Source organism: Chitinophaga sp., from assembly GCF_036569185.1.
Taxonomy (GTDB): Bacteria; Bacteroidota; Bacteroidia; order Chitinophagales; family Chitinophagaceae; genus Chitinophaga.
The window spans coordinates 1-14,488 of record NZ_DATCRD010000216.1; the positions used below are offsets into that span (position 1 = coordinate 1).

The window sequence follows — 14,488 nt, forward strand, 5'->3', positions numbered from 1 at the left end:
AGACACCCAGCTGTTTGTCCGTGTCAGCAGCGGCGGACAAACCTACACCGCCCGCTGTATTGTATCCCCTACCCGGCAATGGAATGTGTACATCATGCCGCACTCCCACGTAGACGTAGGATATACCAACGTACAGGCAAAAGTACTGGCCATTCATATGAACAATATTGATGAAGCCATTAAGATAGCCGCCCGTACAGCCAACTATCCTGCGGAAGCCCGCTTTAAGTGGAATACAGAAGCCCTCTGGGTGGTAGATAAATACCTGGCGGCTGCCAGCGATGAAAAGAAACAGCGGTTCCGCGAAGCCGTTACAAAAGGATGGATCAACCTGGACGGCGCCTATGCCAATACCAACACCAGCGCTACTTCCCCGGCACAGCTGCTGCAACTGTTTGCCACCGGTGCCCACCTGGCGAAAGACTATGGCATCCATATCAACACTATGTTCCAGGGAGATGTGCCCGGGGCTTCCTGGGGACTAATAAGCCAGGCGGCCATTACCGGTATCCGGTATTTCCTCAGCGCGCCCAATGCCAACGACCGCATCGGCAGCTCCGGGCAATGGCGCGATAAACCCTTCTACTGGCAAGACGCTTCAGGAACACAACAGGTCCTTTTCTGGCAATCATCTCCCTACTCTATCGGCTATACGCTGAAGGGAAGCAAAATACCCAACTTCTTCACCATAGAAGATCCCAAGCCTTACTACACCGGTAAACCAAGTGAAAACTTTCTCAACCCCTACCTTTTCGATTATCTTTCCCAGCTGGAACATCATCACTTTCCTTACAACATGACGCTCCTTACCTGGGCCATGAGCGATAACGCCCCCATAGACCCGGAACTACCGGACGCAGTAAAGGCATGGAACGAACGTTATACATCTCCCAAACTGATTATTACCTCTGTAAAACAATTCTTCCAGGACTTTGAAGCCGGTTGGAAAGAGAAGATCCCTGTATTTACAGGCGATTATACGGAATACTGGACTGATGGCATCGCCTCGGGTGCAAAAGAAACCGCCATTAACCGCAATGCCTCCGACCGGCTACAACAGGCAGGCGCCATCTGGACCATCAGGAGCAAAACCGGGTACCCGGCAGATTCCTTCCGTCGTACCTGGACCGATCTTATTATGTTCAACGAACATACCTGGGGCGCATTCAACAGCGTATCCAACCCTGAAGATCCCAAAGCCATCGCCCAATGGCAGTACAAACAGGCCTTTGCACTGAACGCACAAAACCGCTCGGAAGCATTGCTGCACAGCAGTACTAACGGCAACGGGTATACTAACACAGGAGTACAGGCTATAGACGTGTATAATACACTTGGTCATACACGGACCGCCCTGGTGCGTGTTCCGGCGGGACTCAGCACAGCAGGCGACCAGGTAAAAGATATTAACGGCAGGAAACTGCCTTCACAAAGGCTCAGCACCGGTGAACTCGCTTTCCTCGCAACATCGTTGCCCCCTTTCTCCAAACAGCGGTTCTCCATTCATCCCGGCGCCGCCGGAGCACCGGCGCAAAAAGCCATTGCTAAGGATAACAGCCTGGATAACGGCGTTTACTCCATCCGGGTGGATCCTCAGACAGGTAATATCACCCAACTCCTTAAAAAGGGATATAACGGTAATTTTGCTGATTCCGCCGGGCTGAACCAATACACCTATATGCCCGGCGATTCTGCCGAAAAAATACAATACAGCGGCCCTGCCAATATACATATCAAAGAAAAAGGGCCACTGGTGGTAAGCCTGTCTGTTACCAGCACAGCGCCAGGCGCCCGCTCCCTCACCCGGGAAATACAACTTGCTGCAGGCGTTGACCAGGTGGCACTGGTGAATACAATAGATAAAACGGCGGTTGGCAGCAAGGAGAGCGTTCATTTTGTATTCCCCTTCCATATCCCCGGTGCACAGGTGCGCTACAACATTCCCTGGGGAAGCATAAACGCCGAAGCAGATCAGCTGCCACATACTAACAGGAACTGGTATACGCAGCAGCGTTGGGTAGATGTATCAGGGAAAAACACAGGCGTTACCTGGTCGGGCCCCGATGCGCCCCTGTTTGAAATCGGGCAGTATCCTACAGCAGGATTGCTCGGCGGACTGCATAACTCTCCCCGCTGGATTTCCTTTACGGAACAACAACCACTCATTTCTTCATGGGTAATGAACAACCTGTGGCATACCAATTTCCGCAGGGACCAGGAAGGGATCACAGTTTTTCATTACTACCTGCAGGTACATGGTGCATTTGACGCTGCTATGGCCAATAAGAACGGCCTGGAAAACCATCAGCCACCGGTGGTGGCGGCTGCAGACGGTCCCCCGTCGGAAAGCCTGTTCTTTAACATCAGCGGCGATAATATATACGTGGAAAACCTTTACCCTGCGGCAGATGGCAACGGCGTTGTTATGCAACTGGTAAATACCGCTGCTCATACGGCCATGGCTATACTATCTTCAAAAAATAAATCTACCGCTTTAAATATTTCAGAATGCGATTTACTGGAAACAAATAAGCGTACCCTTCCGGATAGTTTCCCTGTTCCCGGCAAAGGAATAATAATGATCCGCGTAGCAAAAAAATAAGATTATGATCTGGCGAGATTCAGCACAGCCCCTGCTGCCGGAACATGCAGCCCCCCCTTCCCCGGATACCTACAACAGGTACCCGGCCCACCCGCTCGGCAATGGTAAGATACAGACAGGCTATACGTCACTGGCCAACTGGATAGTTCAGTATCCGGTGGTAGTAATAGATGGCTATGCAGGTATTTTCTGGGAAAAGATATGTACTTCCCTGAAACTGGAATTTTCCCGTACAGGCGTTAACGTTAAGTGGCATGATATACGGGGCTGCTTAAAAGACAGCCGGCAGATACAGGACCTGGTAGCCCCTTTTATTGGTAACGAAGGAGATGTATGGGGCACAAAAACATCTTTGCATATCACTGATTTTTTTGATGAAGAGAAGATAGCAGCACTCCTGCCCGACGGCCCTTACGACCTGCATATCATATACGGCAGCGGAGCGGCGCTGGCCCATCCCTTTGCACCGGTTATATACTTAGATCTTCCCAAAAACGAGCTCCAGTACCGCATGCGCGCAGGCACTATTACCAACCTTGGCAGCAGCGTGGCCGGTGGCAGCGCTGAAATGTACAAACGCTTTTACTTCGTAGACTGGGTAGTGCTCAATAATTACAAACAAACCCTGCAACAGCGTATCCGGATCATGGCAGATACCCAATGGCCCGATCATATCGCATGGGCATTTAACCAGGATCTGCAGGAAGGCATTTCCCGGCTGGCCCGCAATACTTTCCGGGTGAGGCCCTGGTTTGAGGCAGGCGCCTGGGGCGGACAGTGGCTGAAAACACATATCAGCGGTATTAACACTGAAGAAATAAACTATGCCTGGTCTTTTGAGATGATTGTTCCGGAGAACGGGGTACTTTTTGAAAGCGATGGCTGGCTGATGGAACTTCCCTTCGAATGGATGATGTATGCACAACATATCGCTATTCTTGGAAATCATGCAGGCATCTTTCAATATGAATTTCCTATCCGGTTCGACTTCCTCGATACATTCGATGGCGGCAATCTTTCTATTCAATGCCACCCCTCAATGGATTACATCCGGGCGCATTTCGGGGAAACCTTTACACAGGATGAAACCTATTACATCATGGATTGTAAAGAAGATGCCAGTGTGTACCTCGGTTTCCAGGAAGGAATTGATCCGGGCGTATTTAAAACCAAACTGGAAAACAGCAGGGATCTTGGTATTCCGGTAGAAATAACGGATTTTGTACAACAGCATGCGGCCGGTAAGCATACCTTGTTCCTGATACCCAATGGTACCGTGCACAGTGCAGGCGCCAACAACCTGGTACTGGAAATCAGCGCTACGCCGTATATTTTTACGTTTAAGATGTACGACTGGCTGCGGCCCGGACTGGATGGAAAGCCCAGGGCTATCAATATAGACCACGCTTTTCATAACCTGGATTTCAGCAGGCAGGGCAAAGCCGTGAAAGAACAACTGGTGGCAGTCCCCACAGTGATAGATAAAGGGGAAAATTATCAACTGGTACACCTCCCTACGCATGCCGCCCATTTTTATGATGTGCACCGGCTGGAATTCAGCGGAAGTGTGGATATTACTACCAATGGTGTATGCCTGGTGATGATGGTGGTAGAAGGCGGTTCCATAACGGTTACTACCGCCAACGGGTATACGACTATCTATCACTATGCAGAAACCTTTGTAATACCGGCGGCCGCAGTAAGCTGCAGGATCACCAGCAATCACGCGGCTCCCGTGAAACTGGTCAAAGCGTTTTTAAAATCATCGCACCCGGTTTTTAACCAAATAGCATCCACCTGATATGCAGCAGCAGCATCAACATCTCATCTTCATTACACTGGTAGCTTCCCTGGGCGGCTTCCTCTTTGGTTTTGATATGGCAGTGGTGTCCGGCATACTCCCGTTTGTGGAACACCAGTTCTCCTTATCGCCGGCACAGTTGGGATGGTTTGTATCATCCGCACTGGCAGGCTGTATTGCCGGGGTTATTTTTGCCAGTGACCTCAGCGACCGGTTCGGCAGAAAAAAGCTGTTGTTCCTGTCGGCCGCATTGTTTGTGCTCACTGCATTGGGCTGCACTCTTCTTCCTGCATTTTCATGGCTTATTGCAGCACGCATTCTTGGCGGTATGGCGGTAGGCATCGCCTCCAGCGTAGTACCGCTCTATCTTTCAGAAATTGCCCCCGATCATTTACGGGGACGATTGGTCACCTATTACCAGCTGGCCGTTACCGTTGGCATCTTCTGCGCTTATACCAGCAACGCTTTGTTGCTGAAGTACGCAGCAACACCTTCTCAAAACGGATGGCTGTTGATCAGCCACCTGGAAGTATGGCGGAAAATGTTTGGGGTAGCTACTTTTCCTGCGCTGTTCTTTTTGCTGGGAATTATTTTCATTCCGGAAAGTCCCCGCTGGGCAAGGCAGCACCGCACTATCACAACAGCTAACGCTACCGGGTATACGCAATTGCTGGCGCCCCGCTCCCGTCACGCTTTACTGATCGCCATCCTGCTCCCATTGTTTTCGCAGTTCAGCGGCATCAATGCCATTATTTACTATGGCCCCGTTATTTTACACCAGTCCGGCCTAACGCTCGATAACTCCCTTATCAGCCAGCTGTTTTTTGGCGCAGCCAATGTGCTCTTTACGTTTATTGCTATCTGGAAAGTAGATAGCCTGGGCAGACGACCACTGTATTTATGGGGAACAGCCGGAGCTGCTATCAGCCTGTTGCTTACGGGCATCTGCTTTTACACCGGCGCTGTTAACGGCATTTATCTCCTGCTTTGCGTACTGGCATTCCTGGCCTGCTTTGCGTTTTCCATCGGGCCGCTGAAGTTTGTAATTGCTGCAGAGATATTCCCTGACAGCATTCGCGCCAAAGCGTTGTCGCTCAGCATTATGGTGATGTGGACGGCCGACGCTATCATGGGGCAGCTCACTCCCGTTATGCTGGCATTTGCCGGTACGCCTCAAACATTCTGGTGCTTCGCCTTATGCTGTGTGTTCGCTTTCATAACGGTATACAAACTGGTACCGGAAACAAAGGGACAGTCGATGGAAGATATACAACGCCATTGGTTACATTAATCCTGGCATACAACCTGCGTAAAAACATCTCCCCGTAATATCAGTCCGTGGCTTTTCATCCACGTTTACAGTTACTGTGTAAGTTTAATTCCTTTACATCCGGCAACTCATCCGTCGCAATGCGTTGCCACAGCACACTCCCACCGGCAGGTATTTGCACCCAACATTGGTATAAATTTTTAATGCGCTTTAACAGGCTTACACACCTGTTAAATAATACAATGTGCAAATGACCCGGGTACTTGAAACAGTTTTGTGGATACAGGGAATTTATTTCCTGGTCACAGGTATATGGCCACTGGTATCCTACAGCAGCTTTGAGGCCATTACCGGGCGTAAAACGGATGTATGGCTGGTTAAAACGTTAGGAGCGCTACTTGCGGTAACAGGGGCGGCGCTATTAAACGCGGTGGTGGCTACTGCCCCTGTAACTATAACTGTATTCATTACAGGCATCGGCACCGCCATGGTACTGTTGATGATAGACCTGGTATATGTAGTAAAAAGTGTGATCTCAAAGATCTACCTCGTTGATGCGTGCATCCAGTTTTTATTGGTCATGCTTTGGTGCATAAGTATCTTCTAACCCTAATCTGACTTATATGGAAGGAGTCTCCCCACAGGCAGCGGCTATTGATAGTATCTTCAATAACCCGGAATTAAAAGAAATATTTTATCAGCAACATGGTGATTGTAATTGTTACGTGTATTGTGCCGGAGATGCTTTATGGATAATGGGTGAATGGCCGGACGGCGCACGTATTACGTTCCGGGCGGTATATGCCCCGCATGATAAAATAGTAATAAAAACCACCACTAAAAAGAAGAACCAGGCCATTTTTCAACTGCAAACAGAGGCGGCGGCTTACATGGTAACACTGGATCTTTATAACAACGGGCAGGCATGCCTGCGGTGTAAAACCAGCGTTACTCCTAAAGCTCCGCTTAATTTTCGCTACTGGCCACGCGACATTGTACCTTTAAAGGCTGCCGGCAGCAAGGGATTCCCGGAGGGCGAAGTGTATGTATCGCAAAGCGGTCCACGTACCGGCATGCTCTATTTTGGCATAAAAGAACCCAACTCCGGTACTGTACTTTACCTTCAAAACCTGTCGTCGCTGGGTAACTATTGCGAACAAACGAAAACATCTCTCAGCAATACGGTTGGCGGCAGCTGGCCGGATATAGGGTTCATGCTGCCATCATCGGACCAACAGCCCCTAAAGACTGGTAAAACCTACATCATCAGCGATACCTTTGTGATTATGGACGGCAAAATACCTGCTGATGAAACAGCCATGTCGATACAATTTATGGACTTGCTGGCGGCTATCTATCTGCATCTCCCAAAACCCAACACACAATATCATCACTGGCCTGAAATACTGGAAAAAACATGGCACGACCTGGAACACAGTGCAGGCAGCTGGTGCCAGGTAAACGGCCATGCTTTTCTGAACGCCTATGTATGTGATTACAAAACGCCTCCCGAAATAATGGTACAGCTCTGCGTATTACTCCCACTCCTGGATTACCAACAGTGGAGCAGACGGGATATGCAAATAACCAAAGATCTTCTGAAGGTGATACCGGATTTTTATGATGAGAAGCTAAAAACACTGGTCCGTTGGCTACCCGCAGCCCGCGACCGGCTTGATAAATCTGAAGAGCACAAAAAGCCGCTGGTAATGGACAGCTGGTATCTTCATCATCCGCTGATGAATCTGGTACGCCTGATAAAAGCAGGTAAATACCAGGACAGGGAAGATATACTTTTTACTTCACTGGATTTTGCCATCAAAGTGGCGCATCATTTCAATTACCAATGGCCTGTATTTTATAATATGGAAACATTGGAAGTGATAAAAGCAGAAACCACACCCGGCAAAGGCGGCGAAAAAGATGTAGCGGGCATTTATGCAAAAGTGATGTTGCTGGCGTGGGAACTTACGCAAAAAGAGGAATATCTTGAAGAAGCCAAAACAGCCTGCCTATCGCTACAGGGAAAAGGATTCGAACTTTTCTACCAGGCGAACAACACTGCATTTACCGCTTTCACTGCATTGAAAATATTTACGATCACGAAAGAACAGGTGTACCTGGATATCAGCTATCTCAGCCTGGCCAATATATTTCAACACCTGTGGTTGTGGAATTGCGGTTATGGTCATGCAAAAGATTATCCTACTTTCTTTGCAGTATTTCCCCTGCGTGATGCGCCCTACACGGCCGTGTATGAAGAAACAGAATGTTTCGCATCTTTCAGCGATTACCTGGAGTTATCGGAAGATATTTCCATTCCTTCTTCCATCCGCTTATTGCTGGCAGAATTTATACGATACTATATAAACCGGGCCCCTTATTATTATCCGCCTATGCTACCTGAAAACGCTATCTCCAAAAGCACCAAAACAGGGGAAGTAGCCGGTAAGCTGTGGATTCCTGTTGAAGATCTGCAGGACGGATGGTCTGAATCAGGCACGGTAGGCCAGGAAGTGTATGGAGCCGGACTTGCCTTTGCATTGGTTCCACGCCACTATTATGTTGTGCCCGGTGAGTCGCTTCTCATTTATATCGATTATCCCGCCACGGGCTTTCATGTAAAAGAGAAAACAGCCAGCTTCCGGTTACAGGGTCATAAAAAAGGATCCTGTCATATGCGTGTGATGCCTATTAAAAAGCGTACAACATTACCACGGATCAGGGTTACAGACGGGAAGACGGAAATACCAGGTACTACCTGCGACAACGGGCACCAGGAATATACACTTAAAGGAAACCAGCAGATCAGCATCAGCTGGAAATAAACCATTTAAAATATAGGCTTATGCAATCATCAATTTCTTTCTCTGTTGCAAGATACGAACCGGGAAGTCTTGAAGGCAAAAACGTGCTGATAACCGGCGGCACCACAGGGATCGGGCGGTCCACAGCTTTGTTACTGGGCTCCTACGGCGCCAGGGTAATGATATTAGGCAGGCATCAACCTGAGCTGGATGATGCCTTACAGGCATTTAAAGATGCCGGTATGGAAGATAAGGTGCATGGATTCACTGCAGACATCTCAGAAAAAAAAGGTATTGAGGAAACCTTTAAGCAGGTGGATAACCAATTTAAAACGCTTGATGTATTAATTAACAATGCAGCGGTTCCGTTTAAAGGTATACAGGAAGGCGCTTATGAAGAATGGCAATATGTAATTAATACCAATTTACTGTCTTACCTGGCCTGCTCCCATGAAGCAGTAAAACGCATGCAGGAAAAAAAAGAAGGACAGATCATCTCCATCGGCTCTCTCAGCGCAGAAGCGAGGTCAGCGAACAGTTCTGTATATACCGCCACCAAAGCGGGCATACAGGCATTCTCAGAAGCGCTGCGGAAAGAAGTACAATCGTTAAACATCAAAGTGTCCCTGATTGAGCCGGGGCTTGTAGGTACCGACCTGTTGGAAATGCCACCGGAGAAGATGCAGGACATGCAGCAGAAAAACGAAATGCTGTTACCGGAAGATATTGCTGCATTGGTATTGTTCCTGCTGCAACAACCCTGGAGATGCAACCTGATGAGCAGCAGTCTGCTTCCCTTTCAGCAATCAATATAAAACAAAAACAGCAGGCGCACTAAGCTGTCCTGCTGTTTCACCTTTCATTCACCATGTAACTAATCGTTACCTTCTACCTTAACAATTTTGTTATATACCCCGAAAAGCAGGAAGGGCGCCGCCCACTGACCAATGAAAAGGCTCACGTGTTTCTTACCTAAACATTGTAATGCCAACGACAAACCCATAGCGCCTATCGAAGCCCATAAAAAAGTATCGGAAGGTAGTTTCGCCGTTTGATTTTCTATAGCCTTTGCAACCTTTCCTTCATCACGTTGCTGGTTCAGTATGTTTTCCATAATAACCCGGTTTAAGAATGAGTAAATATGATTCTTTTCTTCTCCTAACATTCTTACAAAACCATGCCAGCAATAGCAGCAAACGCAGCAGCAACAAGCATTTCAATAATAGTCTGTGGCATAATTAATGAAGCAGTAATAAAAAAACATTTTACTATGCTGGTTCCATTCATCGCACTGATAGTAGTGATTGCAGGTGTTATTATTTACCTGGTAATGCAATCCGGCCGGAAAACAAAAGACACCGGTAATAAGTAACCACATTATACCTGCAAACTGTTTCACAATTTCCTCAGCAGCTGCGGGTAAAGCCGGTATATAGCGGGTATAAGCATTGGCTTGATTTTGTTATTCATTCCTGTATAAACTATTCAGCTATGAAAACGAATCAGCAAAAACCTTCTTACCTGAAACGCAAAGCCTACTTCCTGGTAACATTGTTCCTGTTCCTTGCATCAGTGGCACTGCACTGGTATTTTGGCTGGAAAGACTATGTAAACGAACAGATGGCGCACTCTCAACCCGCGCTGGTGCCCGAATACGCAGTACAGATGATGCGTGAAACAATGGAAAACTGGCAATCGGAATTCCTTCAGCTGATCTGGCAGGTGGTGGGGTTATCTTTCCTGTGGTATTGTGGCTCCCCCCAATCAAAAGAAGGAGATGACCGGAGAGAAGAAAAACTTGATTTTATTATTAAACACCTGGAACCAGGGAAGGCAGAAGAATTACTGGAACAGTGGAAAATAAAATATCCGGATAAATGATCCGGATATTTTATTTTATCCCGATACCAGTTGTGTTATACAGGATGCAATAGCTTCAAAAGGTCTGTTCCCGGTAAGCAATAAGCTTTTCTTTGTACCTGTTACCTGGAGTAATAAGGAAGGAAACCGGCGGATACCCCGGTACTTTGTTTCCTGCATATCTGCCCTGAAAGCGTCAATGGCCTGTTGGCTGGTCAGCTGCGCCGCAAACTTCCCTGCATCGAACAATGGATTTTCATTGGCCAGTTCTGCTGCTACAGCCATTAATACTTCTTTCTTTGCGATATTCTTTGCCTCCAGCATCACTGCAGTACGCAGTTTAAAAAGATACTGCGCTGCCACCTGCTCCGATTGCAATGCTGCACATTTCACAGCCACACAAGCCGGGTAAGAAGAGGCCGGCGGATCTGTAAACCAGATAGTATCATTCAGCTCACAACCGGAAAGCTGTTTTGCCTGCATCCATACCGGCCCCATTTGTATAGGGCGACTAACTGCATGCAGCGTATCGTGATAGTTATTCCAACCGGATAACATCCCTCCCATGCAGTAGCGCATAGACAGCTGTTCACCATACTCATTCATCAGTTGCCGGATAACCGGCTCAAAAGCCCAGCTCCAGCAACAAAGCGGATCAGTATAGTAAACAGCCTCCAGGTGCGGACCGGTGTTAATGGACTTATTTCTTTTTTGTGTGGCTTGTTTTTCCATTGGTCTTCTTTGCTGCTCCGTCACTATTGTTATGTTCACTCCATGACTGTTCTCCAATCGGCACTGCCATGTTTATTTCTTCGCTACGCTGCAGGCTCATACTTCTATCCAGTTCATCCACGCCTTCCAGGGTCCTGTTAGTGCCAGTTGGCGCCACATCCAGCAATCCGTTTGTTTCCAGTACATACTTAACCGGGTCGTCTATAAACTGCCATGTTTCACCCAGCTGTGATGATTCACCTTCATTCCATGCCCCACGGATATCAGCGCCGCTTGACATGTTGAAATAAAGATTGCTGTACCGCGGATCGGATTGCAATACTCCCGGTGGAAAATTAGGCTGTATGGTATCCAGCGCTGCCTCGAACATCTGGAAGTGAGCCACTTCACGCGTCATCAGGAAGTTCAGCGTCTCCTTTACATATGGATCATCTGTAAACTGCAGCAGGTATTCATAAGTGATTTTTGCACGGGATTCAGCCGCCATGTCGGACCGCAGATCCACCGTAAGATCGCCGTTACAGTCGCCATTAATATAAGCGGCAGACCATGGAACGCCCTGGCTGTTGGTATACGCAGGGCCTCCACCTGAAGATACCAGTAATTGCGGCGCCACAATTGATTTATGGATAAATTCTTCCCTGGCCTTCTTTCCATCCAGTAATTGCATAATCTCCGATTCGTCTGCTGCTTTCTTCAGATCCCCATTGATACCCTGTAGTAACATCTGGATGGTAGCGCCTACTATTTCAAGGTGACTAAACTCCTCCGTGGCAATATCCATCAGGAGATCATACTTATCGGGAAAGGGGCTTCGCGCGCCGAATGCCTGCCCGAAATATCTTAGTGCCGCCGCCAGTTCTCCATTGGCGCCTCCGAACTGTTCCAATAACAAAGTAGCAAATGCCGGGTCTGGTTTTGACACTCTTGCATTAAACTGCAGGTCTTTTACATGATAGAACATATTTCATTGTTTTGAGTGAACAATATTTTACTATCATCGTCCTCAAATGTGGCTCCACATTGATTTCACCTACAGCTCTAAGCAAACTGATACGACAGACTGCCCGTATTCATTACATAGTGATTTTATCAGTTACAACAGCAGCGCCAGCTAACTCCACATAATTAAAAACGGATTGAGAAAAGTATTACCCATTTTTTACAATATATTCATCAATAGTCCTGTAGTGGACGCTTTCAGCAGACGCTAATAATATAACGTTACCGGTTATACGCCGTAAAATATATTCCCGGAGGAACAGTAATTGCTATAGAAAAAATAAAACAGCCGATATGGAAAAGATTACCTTAACTGATGAAAAAATCTATAAAAAATGGTTTGCGGTAGCGCCTGGGGTATGGGGCATTCACGATGTATTTGTGAATATGTACCTTATTCATCAACCGGCCAATAATTCATGGGTGCTGGTAGATGCCGGACTGAAAACTTCCGCCCATAAAATTATACAGGTGGCCAAACATCTCTTCTGGCCACAGTCTTCGCCCTCCGCTATTATTCTTACGCACGGACATTTTGATCATACGGGCGCACTCCCGGCCCTGCTATCAGAATGGGATGTGCCGGTATATGCGCATTACCTGGAGGCGCCATACCTTACCGGAAGATCTTCCTACCCTCCACCCGATCCCGCTGCCGGCGGCGGGTTAATGACCTTGTTGTCGTGCACATTCCCCAAACAGGGGATCAACCTGAACGGGCATTTGCTTATGCTCCCGGAAGATGGTACTATACCCGGACTGGATGGCTGGCGATATATCCATACGCCTGGCCACACACCGGGGCATATCAGCCTTTACCGTGAATACGACCAGGTGCTGCTTGCTGGAGATGCCTTTGTTACTACCCGGTCGGAAGCCTTATCACATGTAATTACCCAAACAAAGAAAATATCAGGACCACCGAGGTATTTCACGCCCGACTGGATTTCCGCCGAAAGCAGCGTAAAAAAGCTGGCTGCCCTGCAACCACAAATAGTAGCTACCGGCCACGGCAGGCCCCTGAGCGGAAAAACCATGCAGCAACAGCTGCAACAACTGGCGGATAATTTTGAAAAAGAAGCCAAACCTCATTCAGGCAGGTATGTAGATGAAGCTGCAGTTGCAGGCGTTAATGGAGTGGAATATATTCCACCGGCCAACAATACGCGCTGGTGGTGGCTGGCCGGCGCACTTGCCTTAGCCGCAGTAGGTATATGGTATACCCGTAAACGGGTGAAGGCTTAAAATTCAGTGTGAATACCGCCGCTCATCATGGCGCTTTTTTTGATATTCATTTATAAACTGCACTATGAAAAGCTATCCTGTTCTTATATTGGCTGCGGCTGCATTGCTGTCATGCGGACAGCAAAAAAAGCCGGCGCAGCAAACAGAAAAAGACAGTACACAGGCGATGAAAGAAAGCATGGATCATCTGCCAGCCCCTACAGTTAATTTTATTACTACTGCGGCTACTGCCAACCTGAAAGAAATAAGGCTTGGGCAGCTTGCAAAAAAGAAAGCACAGGACGAACGTATCAGGCAATATGGCGCCATGATGGAAAAAGATCATACTGTGGCCAATGAACAATTACAAGCCATTGCCAACAGAACAGGCGTTACGATGCCTGCCGATCTGCCGGACGATGCCAAAGCCACAGAACAAACCTTAACTGATACCAAAAAGGAAAACTTCGACAGGGAATATATTAAAGAAATGATCGGTGATCATAAAAAAGCAGTGCTTGAATTCAATAATGTAACAACATCCAAAGATACCGCTATCAGTAATTTCGCCCGGAATATGCTACCCAAACTAAATGCGCACCTGGAGGAGGCGAATACCATTCTTGAAGATATGCGCAAACAGATCAACAAAAGAGATATTTCCCATAACTAGCGGATGTTTGGGTACCATACAGACCGGCTTATCACTTCTGCAGGAAAAATTATTTCGGGGCAGCCTCCAGCAAGGGCCGCGGATCAAATACTACCTGGAAAGACTTTATACGTCCCTCTTCCAGCTGATACCAGCCACTGCTTAATATGGGCTTGTTTTGCATAACGATATCGTACCAGAGGCACACATCATTACCATCGGCAAATATTTTCCTGATGCTATATTTTAACTTCATCCGCTTCATATCATCGAAATAGGCATCAGCACCATTGCGCACTCCCATCACACCTGTAAATGTAAGATCGTCTGTTACACAGTTGCGCGCGGTTTCAAAATCCTCTTCATTCAGCGCATTAATAAAGCGTGATACGATTTCCGTTGATTGTGTTGCATTCATATACTCTGCTGTTTAATGGTTAAAAAAACTGATACTGTAAAGATCGGCAGATCTACCCGTTTCAACCCGTGACAATCGTCACAAAGCAGGCGCCTACCTCCTGCTGCGGATGCGGCTTAA

At 47.6% G+C, this 14,488-nt stretch carries 13 protein-coding genes; 9 read left to right on the plus strand and 4 right to left on the minus strand.

What is annotated here, in order from left to right; all coding sequences use genetic code 11:
- From VIM72_RS16320 to VIM72_RS16345, 6 genes are all read left to right on the plus strand, one after another.
- Positions 1 to 2,602, plus strand: a 2,602-nt coding sequence (locus VIM72_RS16320; protein WP_332003891.1) for a glycoside hydrolase family 38 C-terminal domain-containing protein, incomplete at its 5' end; no start/stop codon positions are given.
- Between the two features lie 4 nt (positions 2,603 to 2,606).
- Positions 2,607 to 4,403 (plus strand): class I mannose-6-phosphate isomerase, encoded by a 1,797-nt coding sequence (locus tag VIM72_RS16325; RefSeq protein WP_332003892.1) that lies wholly within the window; start codon positions 2,607 to 2,609, stop codon positions 4,401 to 4,403.
- 1 nt (position 4,404) lies between these two features.
- Positions 4,405 to 5,694 (plus strand): MFS transporter, encoded by a 1,290-nt coding sequence (locus VIM72_RS16330; RefSeq protein ID WP_332003893.1) that lies wholly within the window; start codon positions 4,405 to 4,407, stop codon positions 5,692 to 5,694.
- Positions 5,695 to 5,923: 229 nt separating this feature from the next.
- Entirely contained in the window at positions 5,924 to 6,280 is a 357-nt protein-coding gene (locus VIM72_RS16335; protein WP_332003895.1) for a hypothetical protein, read from the plus strand.
- A gap of 16 nt (positions 6,281 to 6,296) precedes the next feature.
- Positions 6,297 to 8,501, plus strand: coding sequence for a hypothetical protein (locus VIM72_RS16340; RefSeq protein WP_332003897.1), 2,205 nt, complete (start codon positions 6,297 to 6,299; stop codon positions 8,499 to 8,501).
- Positions 8,502 to 8,521: 20 nt separating this feature from the next.
- On the plus strand, positions 8,522 to 9,295 hold the full coding sequence (locus tag VIM72_RS16345; RefSeq protein WP_332003898.1) for an SDR family oxidoreductase: 774 nt from the start codon (positions 8,522 to 8,524) through the stop codon (positions 9,293 to 9,295).
- Positions 9,296 to 9,354: 59 nt separating this feature from the next.
- Here the strand turns inward: VIM72_RS16345 and VIM72_RS16350 are convergent, their stop codons facing one another.
- The gene (locus tag VIM72_RS16350; RefSeq protein WP_332003899.1) at positions 9,355 to 9,594 is read right to left on the minus strand and encodes a hypothetical protein; all 240 of its coding nucleotides are present in this window, start codon (positions 9,592 to 9,594) and stop codon (positions 9,355 to 9,357) included.
- A gap of 377 nt (positions 9,595 to 9,971) precedes the next feature.
- Here VIM72_RS16350 and VIM72_RS16355 point away from each other — a divergent pair, with 377 nt between their 5' ends.
- The gene (locus VIM72_RS16355) at positions 9,972 to 10,361 is read left to right on the plus strand and encodes a DUF6766 family protein (protein WP_332003900.1); all 390 of its coding nucleotides are present in this window, start codon (positions 9,972 to 9,974) and stop codon (positions 10,359 to 10,361) included.
- Between the two features lie 15 nt (positions 10,362 to 10,376).
- Here VIM72_RS16355 and VIM72_RS16360 read toward each other — a convergent pair whose 3' ends face one another.
- On the minus strand, positions 10,377 to 11,072 hold the full coding sequence (locus tag VIM72_RS16360; protein ID WP_332003901.1) for a DsbA family protein: 696 nt from the start codon (positions 11,070 to 11,072) through the stop codon (positions 10,377 to 10,379).
- A complete protein-coding gene (locus VIM72_RS16365; protein WP_332003902.1) occupies positions 11,041 to 12,036 on the minus strand; it encodes a manganese catalase family protein in 996 nt (331 codons plus the stop codon). The genes VIM72_RS16360 and VIM72_RS16365 overlap by 32 nt, the downstream gene beginning before the upstream one ends.
- A 332-nt stretch (positions 12,037 to 12,368) precedes the next feature.
- Between VIM72_RS16365 and VIM72_RS16370 the strand changes: the two genes are divergently transcribed.
- On the plus strand, positions 12,369 to 13,319 hold the full coding sequence (locus VIM72_RS16370) for an MBL fold metallo-hydrolase (RefSeq protein ID WP_332003903.1): 951 nt from the start codon (positions 12,369 to 12,371) through the stop codon (positions 13,317 to 13,319).
- Between the two features lie 64 nt (positions 13,320 to 13,383).
- A complete protein-coding gene (locus VIM72_RS16375) occupies positions 13,384 to 13,971 on the plus strand; it encodes a DUF4142 domain-containing protein (protein WP_332003904.1) in 588 nt (195 codons plus the stop codon).
- Positions 13,972 to 14,020: 49 nt separating this feature from the next.
- Here VIM72_RS16375 and VIM72_RS16380 read toward each other — a convergent pair whose 3' ends face one another.
- Positions 14,021 to 14,368 carry a nuclear transport factor 2 family protein gene (locus VIM72_RS16380; protein WP_332003905.1) on the minus strand — a complete coding sequence of 116 codons (348 nt, stop codon included), beginning with the start codon at positions 14,366 to 14,368 and terminating at the stop codon, positions 14,021 to 14,023.
- Positions 14,369 to 14,488 lie beyond the last annotated feature (120 nt).

Excerpts from the sequence above, each read along its gene's own strand:
- VIM72_RS16325 (WP_332003892.1), top strand. The coding sequence starts at position 2,607 with ATGATCTGGCGAGATTCAGCACAGCCCCTGCTGCCGGAACATGCAGCC.
- VIM72_RS16330 (WP_332003893.1), top strand. The coding sequence starts at position 4,405 with ATGCAGCAGCAGCATCAACATCTCATCTTCATTACACTGGTAGCTTCC.
- VIM72_RS16335 (WP_332003895.1), top strand. The coding sequence starts at position 5,924 with ATGACCCGGGTACTTGAAACAGTTTTGTGGATACAGGGAATTTATTTC.
- VIM72_RS16340 (WP_332003897.1), top strand. The coding sequence starts at position 6,297 with ATGGAAGGAGTCTCCCCACAGGCAGCGGCTATTGATAGTATCTTCAAT.
- VIM72_RS16345 (WP_332003898.1), top strand. The coding sequence starts at position 8,522 with ATGCAATCATCAATTTCTTTCTCTGTTGCAAGATACGAACCGGGAAGT.
- VIM72_RS16350 (WP_332003899.1), bottom strand. The coding sequence starts at position 9,594 with ATGGAAAACATACTGAACCAGCAACGTGATGAAGGAAAGGTTGCAAAG.
- VIM72_RS16355 (WP_332003900.1), top strand. The coding sequence starts at position 9,972 with ATGAAAACGAATCAGCAAAAACCTTCTTACCTGAAACGCAAAGCCTAC.
- VIM72_RS16360 (WP_332003901.1), bottom strand. The coding sequence starts at position 11,072 with ATGGAAAAACAAGCCACACAAAAAAGAAATAAGTCCATTAACACCGGT.
- VIM72_RS16365 (WP_332003902.1), bottom strand. The coding sequence starts at position 12,036 with ATGTTCTATCATGTAAAAGACCTGCAGTTTAATGCAAGAGTGTCAAAA.
- VIM72_RS16370 (WP_332003903.1), top strand. The coding sequence starts at position 12,369 with ATGGAAAAGATTACCTTAACTGATGAAAAAATCTATAAAAAATGGTTT.
- VIM72_RS16375 (WP_332003904.1), top strand. The coding sequence starts at position 13,384 with ATGAAAAGCTATCCTGTTCTTATATTGGCTGCGGCTGCATTGCTGTCA.
- VIM72_RS16380 (WP_332003905.1), bottom strand. The coding sequence starts at position 14,368 with ATGAATGCAACACAATCAACGGAAATCGTATCACGCTTTATTAATGCG.